12 protein-coding genes are annotated in these 16,657 nt (G+C 40.9%); 4 read left to right on the top strand and 8 right to left on the bottom strand.

From position 1 onward, the window contains the following. The first annotated feature begins 418 nt into the window (after window positions 1–418). The 4 genes from AABK37_RS07300 (at window position 419) to AABK37_RS07285 (ending at window position 8,105) form a co-directional block, all read left to right on the top strand. Entirely contained in the window at window positions 419–1,444 is a 1,026-nt protein-coding gene (locus tag AABK37_RS07300; RefSeq protein ID WP_432550921.1) for a hypothetical protein, read from the top strand. Then, the gene (locus AABK37_RS07295) at window positions 1,429–2,379 is read left to right on the top strand and encodes an AAA family ATPase (RefSeq protein WP_432550920.1); all 951 of its coding nucleotides are present in this window, start codon (window positions 1,429–1,431) and stop codon (window positions 2,377–2,379) included. The genes AABK37_RS07300 and AABK37_RS07295 overlap by 16 nt, the downstream gene beginning before the upstream one ends. Before the next feature lie 117 nt (window positions 2,380–2,496). Beyond that, window positions 2,497–5,196, top strand: a complete 2,700-nt coding sequence (locus tag AABK37_RS07290; RefSeq protein ID WP_432550919.1) for an eIF2A-related protein — start codon at window positions 2,497–2,499, stop codon at window positions 5,194–5,196. Further along, window positions 5,193–8,105 carry a pentapeptide repeat-containing protein gene (locus tag AABK37_RS07285; protein ID WP_432550918.1) on the top strand — a complete coding sequence of 971 codons (2,913 nt, stop codon included), beginning with the start codon at window positions 5,193–5,195 and terminating at the stop codon, window positions 8,103–8,105. Before AABK37_RS07290 ends, AABK37_RS07285 begins: the two co-directional genes overlap by 4 nt. Here AABK37_RS07285 and AABK37_RS07280 read toward each other — a convergent pair. The 8 genes from AABK37_RS07280 to AABK37_RS07245 form a co-directional block, all read right to left on the bottom strand. Then, window positions 8,083–8,835, bottom strand: coding sequence for a sterol desaturase family protein (locus tag AABK37_RS07280; RefSeq protein WP_432550917.1), 753 nt, complete (start codon window positions 8,833–8,835; stop codon window positions 8,083–8,085). The genes AABK37_RS07285 and AABK37_RS07280 overlap by 23 nt on opposite strands. A 215-nt stretch (window positions 8,836–9,050) precedes the next feature. Next, complete coding sequence (locus AABK37_RS07275) at window positions 9,051–10,073, bottom strand: Rieske 2Fe-2S domain-containing protein (protein WP_432550916.1); 1,023 nt, start codon at window positions 10,071–10,073, stop codon at window positions 9,051–9,053. 2 nt (window positions 10,074–10,075) lie between these two features. Next, entirely contained in the window at window positions 10,076–10,363 is a 288-nt protein-coding gene (locus tag AABK37_RS07270) for a 2Fe-2S iron-sulfur cluster-binding protein (protein WP_432550951.1), read from the bottom strand. Window positions 10,364–10,522: 159 nt separating this feature from the next. Continuing rightward, window positions 10,523–11,578 (bottom strand): Rieske 2Fe-2S domain-containing protein, encoded by a 1,056-nt coding sequence (locus AABK37_RS07265; protein WP_432550915.1) that lies wholly within the window; start codon window positions 11,576–11,578, stop codon window positions 10,523–10,525. After that, window positions 11,575–12,768, bottom strand: coding sequence for a P-aminobenzoate N-oxygenase AurF (locus AABK37_RS07260; RefSeq protein ID WP_432550914.1), 1,194 nt, complete (start codon window positions 12,766–12,768; stop codon window positions 11,575–11,577). The genes AABK37_RS07265 and AABK37_RS07260 overlap by 4 nt, the downstream gene beginning before the upstream one ends. A 290-nt stretch (window positions 12,769–13,058) precedes the next feature. Next, window positions 13,059–14,060 (bottom strand): ferritin-like domain-containing protein, encoded by a 1,002-nt coding sequence (locus AABK37_RS07255; protein ID WP_432550913.1) that lies wholly within the window; start codon window positions 14,058–14,060, stop codon window positions 13,059–13,061. Between the two features lie 65 nt (window positions 14,061–14,125). Then, entirely contained in the window at window positions 14,126–15,211 is a 1,086-nt protein-coding gene (locus tag AABK37_RS07250) for a Rieske 2Fe-2S domain-containing protein (RefSeq protein ID WP_432550912.1), read from the bottom strand. A gap of 84 nt (window positions 15,212–15,295) precedes the next feature. Next, entirely contained in the window at window positions 15,296–16,084 is a 789-nt protein-coding gene (locus AABK37_RS07245) for a hypothetical protein (protein WP_432550911.1), read from the bottom strand. Window positions 16,085–16,657 lie beyond the last annotated feature (573 nt).

Genomic DNA, 16,657 nt, shown 5'->3' with positions numbered 1-16,657 from the left:
GTAATGTCATGTAATTTTGAAGACAGCAATAATATTGTTGAGCTTGATTCAGTTTTATTTAGATTAATTTAGGACTTACGCAAAATACCTCTCAAACTCTCATTTCTTCGTGTCCTTCGCGTCTTCGCGGTTCGTTTTTCCATGAAGGAGTGCGTAAATACTGTATTTTTTAATACTATAATTGTTTTCGATGCAATTTTTCAGAGTGCTAATTTTCTTGAATAACCGATATTTTAAGTGTTTTTAATCAAAAATGGGCAATAACAACTACTTGGAAGCGAGACATAAATACTATACATCTGGATTTAAGAAGTTGCGAAGTGAAGAAACTATATAAGTGAAATCTAGTGTTAGAGGGATGTTTTAGCTATTGACACAAAACGCGAGCAATCTAGCACGCAAAAATCTGGATAGCCGTATGAGTGAAAAGATTATTAGCTCAAAAAGGAAGTCGATGTTCTCAGATCAGCACTTACAGCACAAACTTGATGCATTACAACAGCAGTATGACTTAGAGGCTGAGAAGCTTAAAGATTTGCGACGCAGTTATGCAATCGAAGCAAGTACGATCGCTCGCTTTCAGTTGGAAAAGCAAATTGAACAAACTGAAGCAGAAATGGATGAACTAGCTCAACAGATAGATAAGCTTGAGAGAGCATCACCTGTTGAACGATTATATCGAGCGCTGCTGAAATTGAACTATCGAGAGCAAACAAAAAAATTTCGTCGGATTATTCCCAATGAGTCAGTAGCAGCTTTTTTGATTCATGGCTTACCCGATCATGGACAAGGTTGGCTGTTGAATCGCTTAGTGCAACAGCACGTTCCCAACAGCATTACAGCAAAAGTCGTGCCATTTAACCTTAATCGGCTTGCGCGTAAAAGCGATGTGCCTTCTTTATGGCGCGAACTTAGTCGAAAAGTTGGTTTAGGTGGGCAAGGTTTACCCGCAGATATTGCCAATCGCGTTTACCAATGGTGGCAAACTCAGAACGTGCTGTTAATTTTCCGCGATGTAGATTTTTTATCGGAAATTTACCTGCGCGAGTTGCTTGAGAATTTCTGGTTACCATTAACCATTAAAACTACAAGTGCTAACGCCATTAGTCAATTCCAGCTAATAATGTTCTTGATTGACGAGAAGGGTTGTGTGAGCAAATGGAATGTTCCGTTTGCACCAGAAGAACCTAATTCAAACTGGCAAGCAGATACTCCTGTTAAGTTGCCTGAAATTAACGGATTTTCTCAGGAGGAACTGGCAAAATGGTTAGATTATGAATCGGATGATTTGCCTTCTCAATTAACAGAGCAATTAGATCAAACAGTACAAACAATTTTAGAAAACAGTGATAATGGCGTTCCCGAATTGGCTATGGAACAAATATGTTACTTATCACGTTGCTGCGATTGGTATGAAGAAGAGAAAACATGGTTGAAGTATTAAATAAACAAAAGTTGGTATACACAGGCAATGTTCACCCCCAACCGGGAGAACGAGGAGAGAACAAACAACTTTTATCTCCTTATTTACCTAGTCCTGAACTGATAGAAGCAGTGAATTTGGCGATTTATTTAGGGCGACCATTGCTGTTGAAAGGTGAACCCGGATGCGGTAAAACTCTGCTTGCGAAAGCAGTTGCCTATGAATTTAGTCGAAAATTCGGTTTGCCTAAATTGGAGGCTTGGTATGTAAAATCTACTAGTAGAGCGCGGGATGGTTTGTATACATACGATGCAGTCGGAAGGTTGCGTGATGCTCAATTAGCGGCAAGCGATCGCCTGACACCAGAACAACGCCGACGCCTTGACGATCCAACTTATTATATACGTTGGGGTCCCTTGGGACGCGCATTTCAGCACGATAAACCTTGCGTTGTGCTAATTGACGAAATCGATAAAGCTGATATTGACTTTCCCAACGATTTGTTACTGGAACTTGACGAAAAATGCTTTATTGTCGAAGAAACAGATCAGAGGATTGAGGCAAAAGCAGCCCCAATAATTTTTATCACCAGCAATGATGAAAAGGATTTGCCTGATGCCTTTTTGCGTCGCTGCTTATTTCACTTTCTGGAATTTCCTGACGAGAAACGACTCGAACAAATTATCTGCAACGTTTTTCCAGATATCTCCCCAGAACTTTCTCAAAAAGCTATACAGCGTTTTCAGGAGCTGCGAAAAGCGATCGCTGACAGCAGAGGTGAAGCTGGTAAAAATGTTAGCACCAGCGAACTGATCGACTGGTTGAAAGTGCTAAAAGAGCATCCTGAGGATAAAATTTTGCAGCAACTCGACGGTAAGCTGCCGTTTTTGGGTGTGTTACTCAAAAACTGGGCAGATCATCAGCGTTATTTGGCATATCTGAAGAAGCGGGGGTGATGGGGGTAGAGACGCGATTAATCGCGTCTCTACAAAAGTGGGGGAGCTTTTTTCCTACCCTTTTCCCCTACTTCTGCAAGAAGTCTCTTGACTGTTGACTGTTTAGCACTAATTACTATGAGCAAAGACTCTAACTTGCAACTACCACTGCTTAAACTTTTTGATCGACTGCAAAAAGAAGGTCTGCCACTGGGCATTGATGAGTATAAACTGGCGCTATACGCTCTCCAGTCTCGTTATGGCATTCAAGACTATGAAGCTTTAGCTCGGCTATGTCGCAGTTTATGGGTTAAGTCAGAAGAAGAAAAGCTGCGGTTTAACTATCACTTTGAGCAAGTGATGGCTGAGGAAGCAGAATCTTCTACTTTATTAGATGATGCTCCCATTTTACCCAAGCTGGAAGTCGAAAAAAAGAAATCTAACTTCAGCTTGGCGGGGTTGTCTCCAAGAAAGGTTGTTTGGGGCAGTACTTTGTTATTAGTTGCGGGAGTATGTATTTCGTTATTCAGACCCCAACCTAAAACATGTCCTTACTTCTTGAATGTGCCAATTAAACCAGTTAAAGTTAATGAATCATACAGCGAAGAAGTTAAAGTCTGTAAAGCTAATCAAACCGACAAACTGAATATTACACTTGTTAATAGACCACCTTGGTTAGAGCCACTAAAGCCAAACGAAGGTGCAGAAGGAAAAATCACGCTTAGAGGCAAACCGAAAAAAGAAACTTATGAAAGCGTCCATCTCTGGGATCTTGACTCTGGTAAACAAGTAGGAGAATTTAAACATCAGGGATCGGATGATGATAGTGTTGCTTCCTTGCCGCTTTTTAGCCCTAATGGTTCGCATTTTGCAACCTTAGAAAGCGGCAATATTGTCCGTTTGTGGAACTTGTCAAATCGTCAGGTAGGAAAAGACTTAAAACATTTTGGTAGAGTCTATGATATGAGTTTTAGCCCTGAGGGTCAGATGATTGCTACAGCATCAGGAGATGGGTTTCTTCGCCTGTGGGACTTGTCGGGTAATCTACGTAAAAAAATCAAACATCAAAAGCGAGTTTTTCAAGTTACTTTTAGCCCTGATGGTCAATATATAATCTCCATTTCAGATGACGGCAGTACTCGATTGTGGGATATTTCAGGGAAAAAACTAGCTGATTTGAGTACAAGTCGTTGGGGATTTTACGATAATAAATATAAGGCGAAGGCGATCTTTAGTGCCGATGGACAACATTTAATTACCCTATTCACGCGTGAAGGAAGATTATTTGATGTAAGTTTGTGGCATTTATATAATAGAAAGCTTACAGAAACAAAATTACATCCAGAAATCGGACCTACTGACTATAGGGACATCCAATTAAGTCCAGATGCTCAGTATTTTGCAGTTATTCAATACAACGATGATACTGTTATTTTATATAATTTTGCGGGTGAGAACATTGCGGAAATAAATTCGCCATCGGCAGGATTCAATAAGATAGAATTTAGCCCGGATGGGCAACGTATAGTCATAGGTTCAAACGATCGCATCGCTCGTATGTGGGAACCATTCAAAGATCGTTATGGCAAACATGCGCGTAAATTGAAACATCAAGCATCAGTTACCGATGTCAGTTTTAATCGCGATGGACGCTTGGTAGCTACAGCGTCAGAAGATGGAGAAGTACGTTTGTGGGATATGTCGTCGAGTAAGGAATTAAAAAAATTCACTCATCAGGGTAATGTTAAGAAAATCAGCTTTAGTTCTGATGGCAAGCACCTGATTACTACTTCAGGCGAGGATCAGCATCAAGTAAAGCTACAAGTCAGTGATGCATCAGGCACAATTAAAGATACCCAAGCATTCAATATTAAGGTTTTACCCTCAAATCCATTACCAAATAATACTGAGACACAACAATTAACAGTGTTGATTATTGCTGGAGTCGTTGCCTTTTTAGTTTGGTCGGGGGGATATGCGATCGCCAGATATTGGTTAGAATACATTGCTAAATCGTCCCTAGACTCAGCAAACGATTTGTTAGAACCATTATCCACACCGACAGCATCGACAACAGAAAAGACGGGATCGCCTGAAGATGTGGTACAAGTTGTCAAGGCAGTACGACAAGCCACTGGTGTTGATATCGGTGAATATTTTCCGGTAACTCGCCGGCAGATGAAGCAGAGTTGGCGCTATCTGCGCCGATTTGTTAGGGAAGGTCCAGCCACAGAACTTGACGTGGAAGCGACTGTAAATCAGTTTGCGCGTCAGGGAGTATTGCTGCAACCTGCTTTGATTCCCCGACGAGTCAATCGAGCGGAGTTGCTGCTATTGTTTGATCGCGATGGCTCAATGATGCCATTTCATGCGTTGTCCCGTCGTTTGGCAGAAACGGCTACTCAAGGTGGACGTTTAGCCAAAGCCGATGTTTACTATTTTCACAACTGTCCTGCTCAAATCTACGAAGACCCTAGCAACACCAAAGCTAAACCTAAATTGTATATCTACAAAGACCCTAACTGCTGCGAAGCTAAACCATTAATTGATATTTTGGCTAGCTACTCAGATAGTGCAGGTGTGCTGATTTTTAGTGATGCGGGTGCATCTCGTGGCAGTTTGAATTTAGATCGCGTTGACATCAGCGAGGACTTTTTACAGCAGATTAAGCAGAGAATGCGCTATATTGCATGGCTAAATCCTATGCCCAAAGAGCGTTGGGCTGAGACAACGGCTGAGAAAATCGCTCATTTAGTACCGATGTTTGAGTTTAGCCGTCAGGGATTGCAGGGAGCGATCGCAGTTTTACGAGGTAAATTTACTTTTTATCGCTTATGAGACCTAAAGTTGCGATCGCCCGGATTAAATCGTTTGAAGAACGCTTTGGCAAGCCCCATCTCTACTTAGCTTACCATGCAGCTTTTCCCCTAGCTCTCACCCCAGAACTGCTATATAGTTTGTGGGCTAAATTTCAGCAAGATATTCACGGTGAATTGCTTAATATTCCGTGGGAAGCAGTAGCAGATATTTTACTTTCTGGCTTGTGCCAAGAGGTAGGATATCAGCTTTATGAAATCGATAGCGTAGTGCGAAACGAACTGTTAAAGCGTTTAAAAGCTGATGAAAAGTTTTGCGACAACAATTCCCACCAAGACCGAATTTTACAACTGTCCGATTTTTTACTTGAATATGTTGAGCGTCAGCTTAACAGTGAGGATGTCGATGTACGAGACTTTGCCCAAGCTCAACATTGGACAGCTTTAGCTTATGCTAAACCAGGAAAGGCAGTTGAGCAAATTGCTCAAATGTTTCGTCAACTGCAAAAAAATACCTCCGAAAGCAATACCGCAGATAAAACAGAAATCTTGCGTTTAGCTTCTTTAGTGGAAACTTTTGCCGAACCTTTGGCAGAAGCAAAATTGGAACCACTGTTAGTTTATGCTCGTGGGATGGCGAGTTTTTCCCGCGACAACTTAGAAGAGGCTACTGCTCAACTAAGTAATATCACCGAAGAAGGCGCAATTAAAATTGCTGGAGAAGAGTTTCCTATTCCCGAACCAATTCAAGAAAAACTGGGAAAGCCAAGTGTACCAACGCAAAATTTCAGCGGTAAAAAGTTGCGGGGTAAGTCTTTTAAAGGTCAAGATTTAACTGGGACAAATTTCAGCCATACAGATTTGCGAGGAACAAACTTTACTGATGCTAACTTGGTAGGGGCAAACTTCAGTTATGCAAAAACAGGCTTACAACGCCGTTGGGCATTTGGGCTGATGTTTTGCTGTTTTTTGTTGTCAGTGCTATCAATAACAGCGGCTGCTTTACTCGGTAGTCTTTTAGGAACATTCTTAACTGATTCCGGTTCAGAGAAACTCAAAATTTCTACTCACATTTTGTTGGTGACGAGTAGCATCAGCTTAATTTTTGTGTTCGCCGTCACTTGCATTTTTAATTTTCGTAAAGGTTGGCGATCGCTCTTACAAAAAAGTTTAGTTTTAACGTTGTTATCAACCCCGATAGCGTTAGCTATCGGTATTTTACTCACCTTTTTCTTTGGATTGCGGTTTCCTTCGGACGTTAACAATCAGTCTAGTCTTACGGCTGGTTTGCTTAGTTTAGTTGGTTTTAGCCTTTGCTGCTTTTGGACTATTCGCAAAGGTCTAAATAAAGCCTGGATTGGTGCTTCTTTGGCTTTGATGGGGTCTTGTTGCTTAATAGCAGGGGTTGGTTTTGGTGTTGCTTTTGCTTGGAATTCAATAAAAGCACTGCCAATTCAGTTATCTTGGGTTGCTGTTATTTTATCTATTGTCTTTGCCTTCTTCTATCAAGGTCGCGGAAAAATAGATCAGTTAGATACTGCTACAAAGTTGGGTTTCTTCCGCGTAAGATTTAGATTGACAATAATGCTTTGGGCTATAGCGATAATTTTAGCGATCGCCTTGCTGATTAGCCAGTTTTCCCGCAGCGTCGAAATTACTTTCAGTCTGGCTTTAGGTGGTATAGGTTTGCTTCTAGCTTTATTTCTAGTTTACGAATCTGCCCGGTCTGGAACCACTCTAAAAAGAATATCGGTTTTAAGTGTGATTTTTTCGGGATTTGTTGTTGCTTTAGCTTTAGTTGGCAGTTTGGTTATAAGTTCACTTACTATTACCCTAGTCGAACAGGTTGGAATATTAATAATTGTTTTGCCTATAGCTTTAATTGTGGCGATGTTTTTGCTATTTGCTGGGGTAGCTGACCTTTTTGGTGCGATCGCGGGAATTTGCACTTTGGTGGTTGCAGTTGCGGTATTCTTTGCCTTAACGGGGGCTAGCTACATGAAGGTTTTACGAAACGAATGGTTTCAGTGGCTATGTGCTTTTGAGTTTACCATTGTCGTTCCAGTAGCAGCTTTGGCTACAGCAGTGATTATAGCTGTGGCGATCGCGCTAACTTGGGTAGAGTCAGGTAATCGGGTAATTGCGTTGGCTTGGGTAATATCGTTGGCAGGAACCGCAGTAGTATTAACAGTTGCCATTGAAGCTTTTTCAAATGCATCAAATCTGGTGATTGCTGCGACAATCGCAATGAGTATAGCAAGTATACAATTAGGCGCTTACATTGGTTGGCAGGCGATCGTTGGTAATGACAAATTTGTTTCTGTTCTTAATTTTGCCCTAACTTTATTTTCGATAGGTGGTACTAATTTTTATAATTCAAATCTAAACAATGTAGAATTTACCCAAGCAAAGTTGAAAGCTGCCAACTTCCGACAAGCCAAAATTAACGGTACGCGCTGGTTTGGTGCAAAGCGACTTAACCGCGCTTGCAGTGATAGTTATTTGCAGTCTCCTTTAGTACAACGGCTATTAGTTACTGGTAATGGACAAAATCAGAAGTTTGATAATTTAGATTTGCGGGGAATTAATTTGCGAGGAGCAAACCTTGTTGATGCTAGTTTTATAAATACAGATTTGAGTGAAGCAGACTTGCAAGGTGCTAACCTCTCACGCGCCAAACTGTTGCATACTAAATTGAAAGAAACAAATTTAGCGATCGCTCAACTCACAGGTGCTTACATTTATAACTGTGAACTGACACCAGAAACAAAATTAGTCGGAGTAGATTGTGATTATATCTACACGCAAATACCCACCAAGAACAACCCCGATCCAGGTCGCAAACCAGAGTTAAACGGTAGGATATTTAAACCAGGTGAATTAGCTAAGGTTTTGATAAGTTTGTATTCTACAACGACAAATCCCCCTTAGAATAATTAAAGGGTAAAAATAGCTTTTGATGTAAAGTTAATTTCGTTTCTACACCCAACGAATCCGGTGGTTTGTCACATTCAAAATAAGTATTGTGCATTTTATCCCAAAGCTTGAAATTTGCTCCATAATTTCCAACAATACCGCTGCTGGCGTGATGCCAAGCATGATCCTGGGGTAGAATTAGCCAAGGTGACAAACAGCGGTAAAATAAGGATGTTGGTTTGGGTGTAAAAACACTATGTCTCCACAAATCTAAAGCCGAACTTAAGCTGACACCCACCATATACCAGCTAGAATCTTGCAGCAAATAGATAAATAAAGCGTGAACCCACAAGTAAATAATTAGAAAACTTGTCCACAAAGTATTGCGAGAAGTTCCTAAAACATCCATTTGCGTAACTGTGTGATGCACCTGATGCACATACCACAACCAACGGGTATGAAATAGACGATGATTCCAGTAATATAGATAATCTACAAACACGAAGCTGAAGCAAAATGCAACGATAGGGTGGAGATTTAGAGAAGATTGAAAGTTAGGAAGCAAATGCTGATAAAGTTGATATATAACAGTTATTTGCAGGATGGGAATCAAAATTCCCTGAAAAAATAGATTAATTCCATCCACAAACCAGTCTTCACGCTTCTTTAAGCGAAATAAAGTAAGTTTGTTGTCATTAGCCACAGTCAGCGTCAGCAAAATCACGAAGGCAAAAAAAACTAACATTTCAAAAAACAGTGTCTCTTTACACCATTTGTAAGTTGAATTTTATTTATAATTTTTCTCAGGTTCTACCTGGGAATTATGAAGTGGCTTTATTTTGCCACTTCTTTTTATGAATAGGACTTAGGCAAAATTATGAAAAACGAACCACGAAGAGACGAAGGACACGAAGGAAGAAGGATGAGAGAGATTTTTGCGTAAGTCCTAATGAATATAGTTCATACCCAAAACTTGATTTCTACAGATTTTTCTGGTAAGTTTCTTGGATCTTCCCCTTGAGCGATTTTGTTGCGGATAGACTCGACAAAAACGTGGATGGTATCTGCGGGGGTGTTGGCAAAATTGCTGCCGTATTTTTCAATTACTTGCCATTGGATGTTTAAAGCTGCGACATCTTGGCGGATAATATATTGAGCAGTCCATTTGACAAAAGGTCGTGCTAACTTGTTCCAAATGCCGTAGTTGAAGGTTACGTCAGTGTAAACTAAAGTTGAATCCGCAGCTTCGGGAATCGATTGGCTGGTGATGAAAAGTTTTCTGTGCGTTCCCATATCATACTCAACGCTGGTGATATTCGGCATATGAAAGCTGTCGATATGACGAATTTCGTAACCTTGAGAGTTGAGGAAGCGTGTAAACCAACCGAGATTTGTTGTCTCGTTACGGTAGGATGCGAATACTGAACCGTTGCGTCTTTGGACTGTCATTTCTAGCTGTGAAGCGCAAGGTTTGCGGAAGACTCCCGGATGAACTGATGCGGTGTGGGGAATGTCGATGAAGTTTTCTGCACAGTTGGTGACGTTGTTGCGAAAGCGGTTGATGACACGTACTGTTTCCCATCCTGGTTGTTGGTAGCAAGGCATTTTGAAAGGCGCAAATTCTTGACTTGGATTTTGCGTCAGTCGCACGTAAACATATCCATCTTGCTCTTGTGTGTCATAAGATAACACGCGACGAGCATCGGTAACTTGAAAATTTTCACCTTCCGCAGGTACAGCTACAACTTTGCCGGTTTTATCGTAAACCCAACCGTGATAAGGACACTGGATTTTGCCTGCACAGATTTTACCATGAGACAGACGGCTGTTTCTGTGCATACAGCGATCGCGCAATACAACCGCTTTCCCATCATCCCCACGAAACACCACCAGCCATTCATCTAAAACTGTGCGTTGCAGTATCGTCTTCAATTTTAATTGCTTGCTTTCACAAACAACATACCAAAAATCCTCAAATCTCACTTTTACCCCGCATAACTTTTTATTTCTATATCGTTTGTTAAATCTATCTGACAAGCAAGTCTTGCTTGTTCATTTCCCGGTGCAAATATCTCTAAAATTTCCTTTTCTTCCTCGCTGGGTGGAGGAATATCCCCTTCTACAACTACCAGACAAGTTCCACAAATTCCCGTCCGACAGCCAAATAACACCGGAGAGTTTTGTACTGTCAGATGTTCGGAAAGTTTTTGATGTTTTTTTAGACTAATTGGTTGATAATGAGTTTGGGGAAAGTCGATAATATGTTCATTCATGAGAAATAAAACCGCAGATGAACGCAGATGAACGCAGATATTTTTATTTAACTTCAACTTTGACTTTCTTCGGAGTCTAAAACTATCTATCTTCTTTCCCCTCTTCCTTCTCCTTACGGAGACGCTGCGCGAACGTGTACTTCGCGTCTTTGCGGTTCGTTATTCTTTTGGCGTTAAAAAATTATTTTTTGACCATACAGACGCTTCAAGTTTATTTACATACTGCATATATTTAACTAACGGCATATCTATATTAAGAATTGCATTAGGATTATAACGAATATTGTCATAAATCATGCCATCTTCACCACGCAATAAATAGTAAGCTAATTTGGTTAGCAAAAGCAACATTCGAGTAATAACCCAACCAAATACACATTTTCTTTCTTTTGCAACATAAATAGGTTGAATCAGGGTTCTACCCGTTTCTAGAGGGGTGTAAGCGTAAATTATGTGTAATGGTGGCACAAAACGAACTTTTTTCATAATAGTTAAAAGCCCGATACACCCATCAGCATATCTCATAGTATATTCATAATTTTCGCAGAGAATTTTTCGCCCAATTCGCTCTCTGATTGTCGTTTGAGGAAATTCACCGTTCAGTGTAAAATCAACAATTGTACCGGATTCATTTTCTTGTAAAGATAAATCCATTTTAATATTTAATTTATGTACAGTTTGCAGATGTTGAACATCAATGCCATTCATCATGCAAATGTGGTGATGACAGCTTCTCTCGAAAGCTTTGTCATGTATTGTCACGAGAGATTTACCTTTAAGTTCATCAAATTCAACTACTTTATTTGGTGCTGACTTATCTGGATAAACCCAAATAAAATCATATTTTTCATCTGTAGCATAAGATTGCAGTTTCGCTTTGTCGGGAATTGTTGATTGACAAGGAATGTCTTGACAGTTTCCCTCACCATCAAATGCCCAATGATGAAAAAAACAGCGAATGAAATTACCATCAACTCGTCCAATTCCTAAATCAGTTCCTAAATGTGGGCAATAAGCATCTAATGCGCGAATATTTCCATCTTGTCCGCGAAAGATAACGATTTGTTGTCCGCAAAGATTTAAAGATTTTGCTTGACCTTTTGGTATTTCTTTGCTTCGACAAGCTATATACCAGCCTTTGGCGATAATATCCCAATTATTGAAGATTTTCATCTTCAGAATCGGTTGTGTGTTTTGATTTTGAAATTGATTCATTTTCTCTGTGAGTGTAAAAACGAGGAAAATGACTTTTGTTGCGTTTCTAAATATTTAGCAATAGAATTTGATGCCATAAGGGACATTTGTTTATTACTTTGCCAAATGTAGTTGAGTTTATCGAGGTAAACTTTATAAGATTCTATCGCTTCGGTGTGAGTTTGATAGCTGCGATGCAGTCCTTCAGATTCTTGGGTGAAGCTAAGACGCATCATTTCTTTTGCTTCAATATCGGTCATACTAAAAATAGGCGATCGCAAGACTTGATAAATCGCTGCATACAATGCCGGATCGTACCAAAAAATGCCGTTGATTGCTGCACTAAAGTGATAATGGTCTTTTTGACAACCACGCAAACCCAAGTTAGCTACTAACTTCTCAAATGCTGTCGGTGGTTTCAAACACGAAATCACATCATGGGAGATAATTGTCGAACTGTTAAAATGAAAGCTTTCATCCATGAAGTGATAGTAAGATATCTTTGCAGGGATGGGAGCGTTTTCTTGGTCGGGATGTTTCTGATAATAATTGCTTAATTTGTGCTGTACTAATTTACCGTTGAGTGTTCGCACACCCCGCACGGTGAAGTATTGGCAAGCCAAGAAGGTATTATCTGATGATAAAAGTCCAAAGGTTTGTAATTGCAGCTTTTTCCAGAATCTTTTGAAGGTGTTGGTATCAGCGAAAATCATCGTTTCCGCAAATGGTCCGCGCATCGGATAGGAGAAAATTCGCTTGCCAAATAATGCGGCTTCTACTTGGTAGGAAATTGTTTGAAAAGCGTGAATATGTGCGCGTTCTTGGGCAGATTCCAAGTCGAGCATATCACAAACTAAACGAAAATCTTCTTGGGCATAAAGTCCGGCTGCGCTAGTTTGATTAAAGAAGATTGTCGCAATTTCGGCGGAGATAATTTGCGAATAATAAGCTACCCAATAAAGTTGATTTAAGATAACTTTTTGACTTTGGCTTGCTTGTGACCATACAGGTGTACCGTAAAGTAAAGAAAATTCTTCTGGGTTCCAATAGACATCTTTGCAATCTTCATATTTAAATGCGGCGGCAGCTTCGTCAAGCAGTTGCGTGTGGTCTTGTTGTTTGTTGCGTGTGTGGTTAATTTGTAGTTTGCGGTAGACTTGAGGATTTTCTAGAAGTGTGTTTTGTTTAAGTTCGTTGAATGTTGTGTTCATGTTAAATATTTAATATATTTCTGTCATGCTTGAAGATTACCTATTAACGAACCGCAAAGACACGAAGTACACAAAGGAAGAAAAGAAAGAAAAAGATAGGTAATCTTTTAGTGGCAAGGGAGTAAGAAAAACTTAACCCCCTACTTCCTTTTCTATAAGGGAAGGGGGAATTGTTTCTCCCCTCTTTGCTTCAAAGAGGGGTTGGGGGAGCGGAAAGTTTGAGCGGAGGTTTCCTCCGTTCGCCCTTGGCGTTGCCGCAGGCATCAAAGCTTTCCAAGACAGAGGTTCTTTTATACACATTTTTCTGGTGGGAAAGGGTGAAATGATTTTTGCTGGTCGAGTTGTTGAAGTATTATTTCTGCATGGGAGTGACTCATAAGCGATCGCAACAATTTCAAACGACTACCGCTGTGAGTTTCTGTATCCAATTCGGTAAAAATCTTTACTTTCTGTTGCCGCGATAAATCACCTTTGACTTTCTCAATTGCAGTTACAACGCTTTGCGGTCCCACTTGCACCATCTGCAAAAATGATGCTAGTGTCTCGATTATTGTTCGTTGGCTTGATTGGGTAACACAGATTCGGTCAAATAGCGTTACTCCTGTAGCATGGTGACGGCTTTCATCTTGCAAAAACGAATGTAACATTAAACTCAAATCTCTATTTACACAGTCTTTAGCGAGACTGCGATAATGGCTTAAACCCCAACCCTCAAGCACCACTTGTAGCACGAACAGCAGCACGGTTTTATCTTGACTTTCTATCAAATCTCCTAAAAAGCGTAAAAACAGATTATCTGTTCCCACAGGTTCGGGAGTTGGTAAGAAACGGCTAATTTGGGCAAAGTGTCTAGCTTCATCACCACAAAAAAGAGCATAAAGCATTCTTTCTTCTGTCGTTTCCGCAAGCAGCACCATTTTTGCCATGTAACCCATACCCGCTTTCTCGATAAAGTAGGATTCTTCTAGCAGTCCGCAGCTACAAAGTTGTAAAATCTCAACTTGCTCGTTTGCAGTAGCATCGGTAAAGATTTTTACATTATGCAGGTTGAAGTGTGTGGCGTCCCAAGGAGGGGATGAGGGGGATGAGGAGAGGGGGGGAGGGGGGGATGGGGGGAAAGAAGAATTATTCTCCTTGTCTTCAAGGAGTCCCCTTGTCCCCTTGTCTCCTTGTCCCCTTGTCTCCCCCTCTCCCCCTCTCTTCAAAAGAGCTGAGGACAATAAGCGATGCAGTTTGTCTTGCTGTTGCAGGTGGGGTAGGTCGAATCCAGCGGTTTTGTGTTCAATATTCATTAATTTGTAGTAAGGGCTTCAGCCCTTAAAACAGAAGTTATGACGGCTTAAGCCGTCACTACATATTAATCGCTAGTCATTTCGTCTCGCCATTTTGAGCGATCGCTACTTTCTATGTCACGCGATCGCGCATCTAGCCAAGTTTCCCAAGATAAAGCTTTCTGTCTTTCCACATGATTGATAAACTGCATAATGGATTGATCTGCCTTAATCGGGGTTCTCATGTCAAACTTAATTGTTTGGAAAATCTTAGTATCACCTTTAGCAAAGTAGTTGCCCACCATTTTCGTAAGTGATAGCACAACTGAGTTAAATAACCAACCGAAAATACCTTTGCGTTTTTTGGTAATTAGCAAAGTTTGACCTTCGGCTTTTCCTTGTTCCGTCATACGCAGGGTAAACATGATGTGGAAGTGCAAAAAGTCGGGTCCAACTGTAACTGTACCGGTGCTACCGTACCAATAACACATGCTGTAGGTGACGGCGTTTTTGTAGAAAGGACGAATCAACTTAATAAAAAACGAATCCTCACCCCCGCGTGTAGTATTGCTGAAGGTAATTGCATTTTCATTCAGTTCGTCTTTCTCGAAGACAATTTCTAATGGTAGATTGTGAACTGTATTGAAGTGTTGAGCGTCAATTGCATTAATCATCACCACGTTGGGATGACAATTTTTGATGAACCGAGAACCTAAAGCGCTGTAACATTCTTCGTCTTCCAATTCCGGGACAAAGGGTAGCGGTTGGTGTGGAGTTTCCCCAGTCCAAACCCAAATCATCCCGTATTTCTCAGCCGTGTGCCAAGATTTCAACTTCATCGGCAGCGGTTCCCCCAAACAGGGGATATCAACACAAATCCCATCCGCATCAAACTTCCAGTTGTGGAAAAAACAGCGCAATTCATTACCCTCAACTTTACCTTCCGCTAAATGGGCACCCATATGCGGACAGTAAGCGTCAAAGGTAATTACTCTTTTGTCTTGACCTCGGTAAATAACTAGTTCGCGTCCGAGAACTGTGACAGCTTTTACCTCGCCCTTCCTTAATTTGCGCGAGGGTAGTACCCAATACCACCCCTCGATAAAACGCTGTGGGTTATTGAAAGTCTTTTTTTGGCTTCTTGCGCTAAAAATCTGCGAGTTGACGTTCATGTTGAGGTTTTCACTTCTGGCGAAGCAGCTGATATATAATTCTTAATTTAATAGCCCTCAAAATGTTGCGATCGCCAAGCGACTCTAAAAGAGTATCGCAGGTTTTGCTTGAGGAGTATTTTTTTCTATCCCCCATTCTGCCGAAAACTGTTGCTGCTGCTTCATAGGAGAATTAGCGAACCACATTCGCTTACCCGCCGAAGTCAGGTTTTCTTCACAAATTTCCGTCAAGCAGACGAGTTCGGCGCCTTGGAGATGACCTGGGTTACATTCCTCAAAAAAGCGGATGTGAGGATCTTGCAGTCTTTCTTGAGGAATTCCCCGCAGACAGTCTCGCAGCACATGGGGATGAGGAAAGCGGACAACTCCCGCTTTTGTGTCATAATATTCGCCAAAGCGATCGCCTGCCAAAAACTCAATCAACGAGGAAACACAAGCCGGCGTTACTGCATCATATCGCGGATAAAACTCCCGCCAAAAAATCGGCAGAAAACGATAGGTACGATATCCCCCAGAAATCAGCAGCCAATATAGTCTACCTTGAGCATAATCGCGGCGAAGCTGGTTTACCGAAGTTATCCAACAGCGAGAAAGCGCAGAACTCGACCACCCGCTAGGGTCCATTATCGTGTCCCCAGAATAGACTACACTTAATTTTTCCCCTTCAAACTCGGTGTTATACATCAACAGAGTGGAAAAACCTTGCAGCCGATCTGTTTTTTCATTTTTGAGCAGAATTACCCAGTTTTTCTGACTTAAGTCTGTCTCAAAAACATCTCGCTTTACACCTTCAAAATAAGTGCTAAGTAGCGAGTACATAGCTTCCTTATCTTCTGGTGATAAATCCTCCGTGTGAACCAGTCGGCTTTTCATTGCTTTATCAAAACAAATTTTGTCGTTCCATTATATGAACTGTAATCATTTGTTTGATGTGATTATAAAGTTCTGTGTCAGAAACTCATCTGTCTTTCTTTCTCAATCCTCGATCCGCAGTCCCCAGTTGCCGGTCTGTAGTGTTAAAACAGATGTCAAGTTTTGGAAAAAGGCTGGTGAATCAAGTCTCATGAGGCTTTTATACTCTTTAATGAGGCTTTTATATAGATGAATGAGGCTTTTATACTCTTTAATGAGGCTTTTATATAGATGAATGAGGCTTTTATACTCATTAATGAGGCTTTGATACTCATTAATGAGGCTTTTATACTCATTAATGAGGCTTTGATACTCATTAATGAGGCTTTTATACTCATTAATGAGGCTTTTATATAGATGAATGAGGCTTTTATATAGATGAATGAGGCTTTGATACGTCGCCTACAGGCTAGAAGCCTGAGGCTACACGAACAAAGGCTGCCTCCGCAGCCTAAGAGATTGATTTAAAGCTTACGCAGGTAGGCTTTGTTCGTTTAGCCCACCTTTCTAGGGTGAGGGCTGGAAACCTTCAAG

This window comes from Tolypothrix sp. VBCCA 56010 (genome assembly GCF_050875635.1).
In the GTDB taxonomy this organism is placed as follows: domain Bacteria; phylum Cyanobacteriota; class Cyanobacteriia; order Cyanobacteriales; family Nostocaceae; genus Hassallia.
The sequence above is the reverse complement of the archived record's forward strand: the minus strand, read 5'-3'. Positions and strand labels throughout refer to the sequence as shown.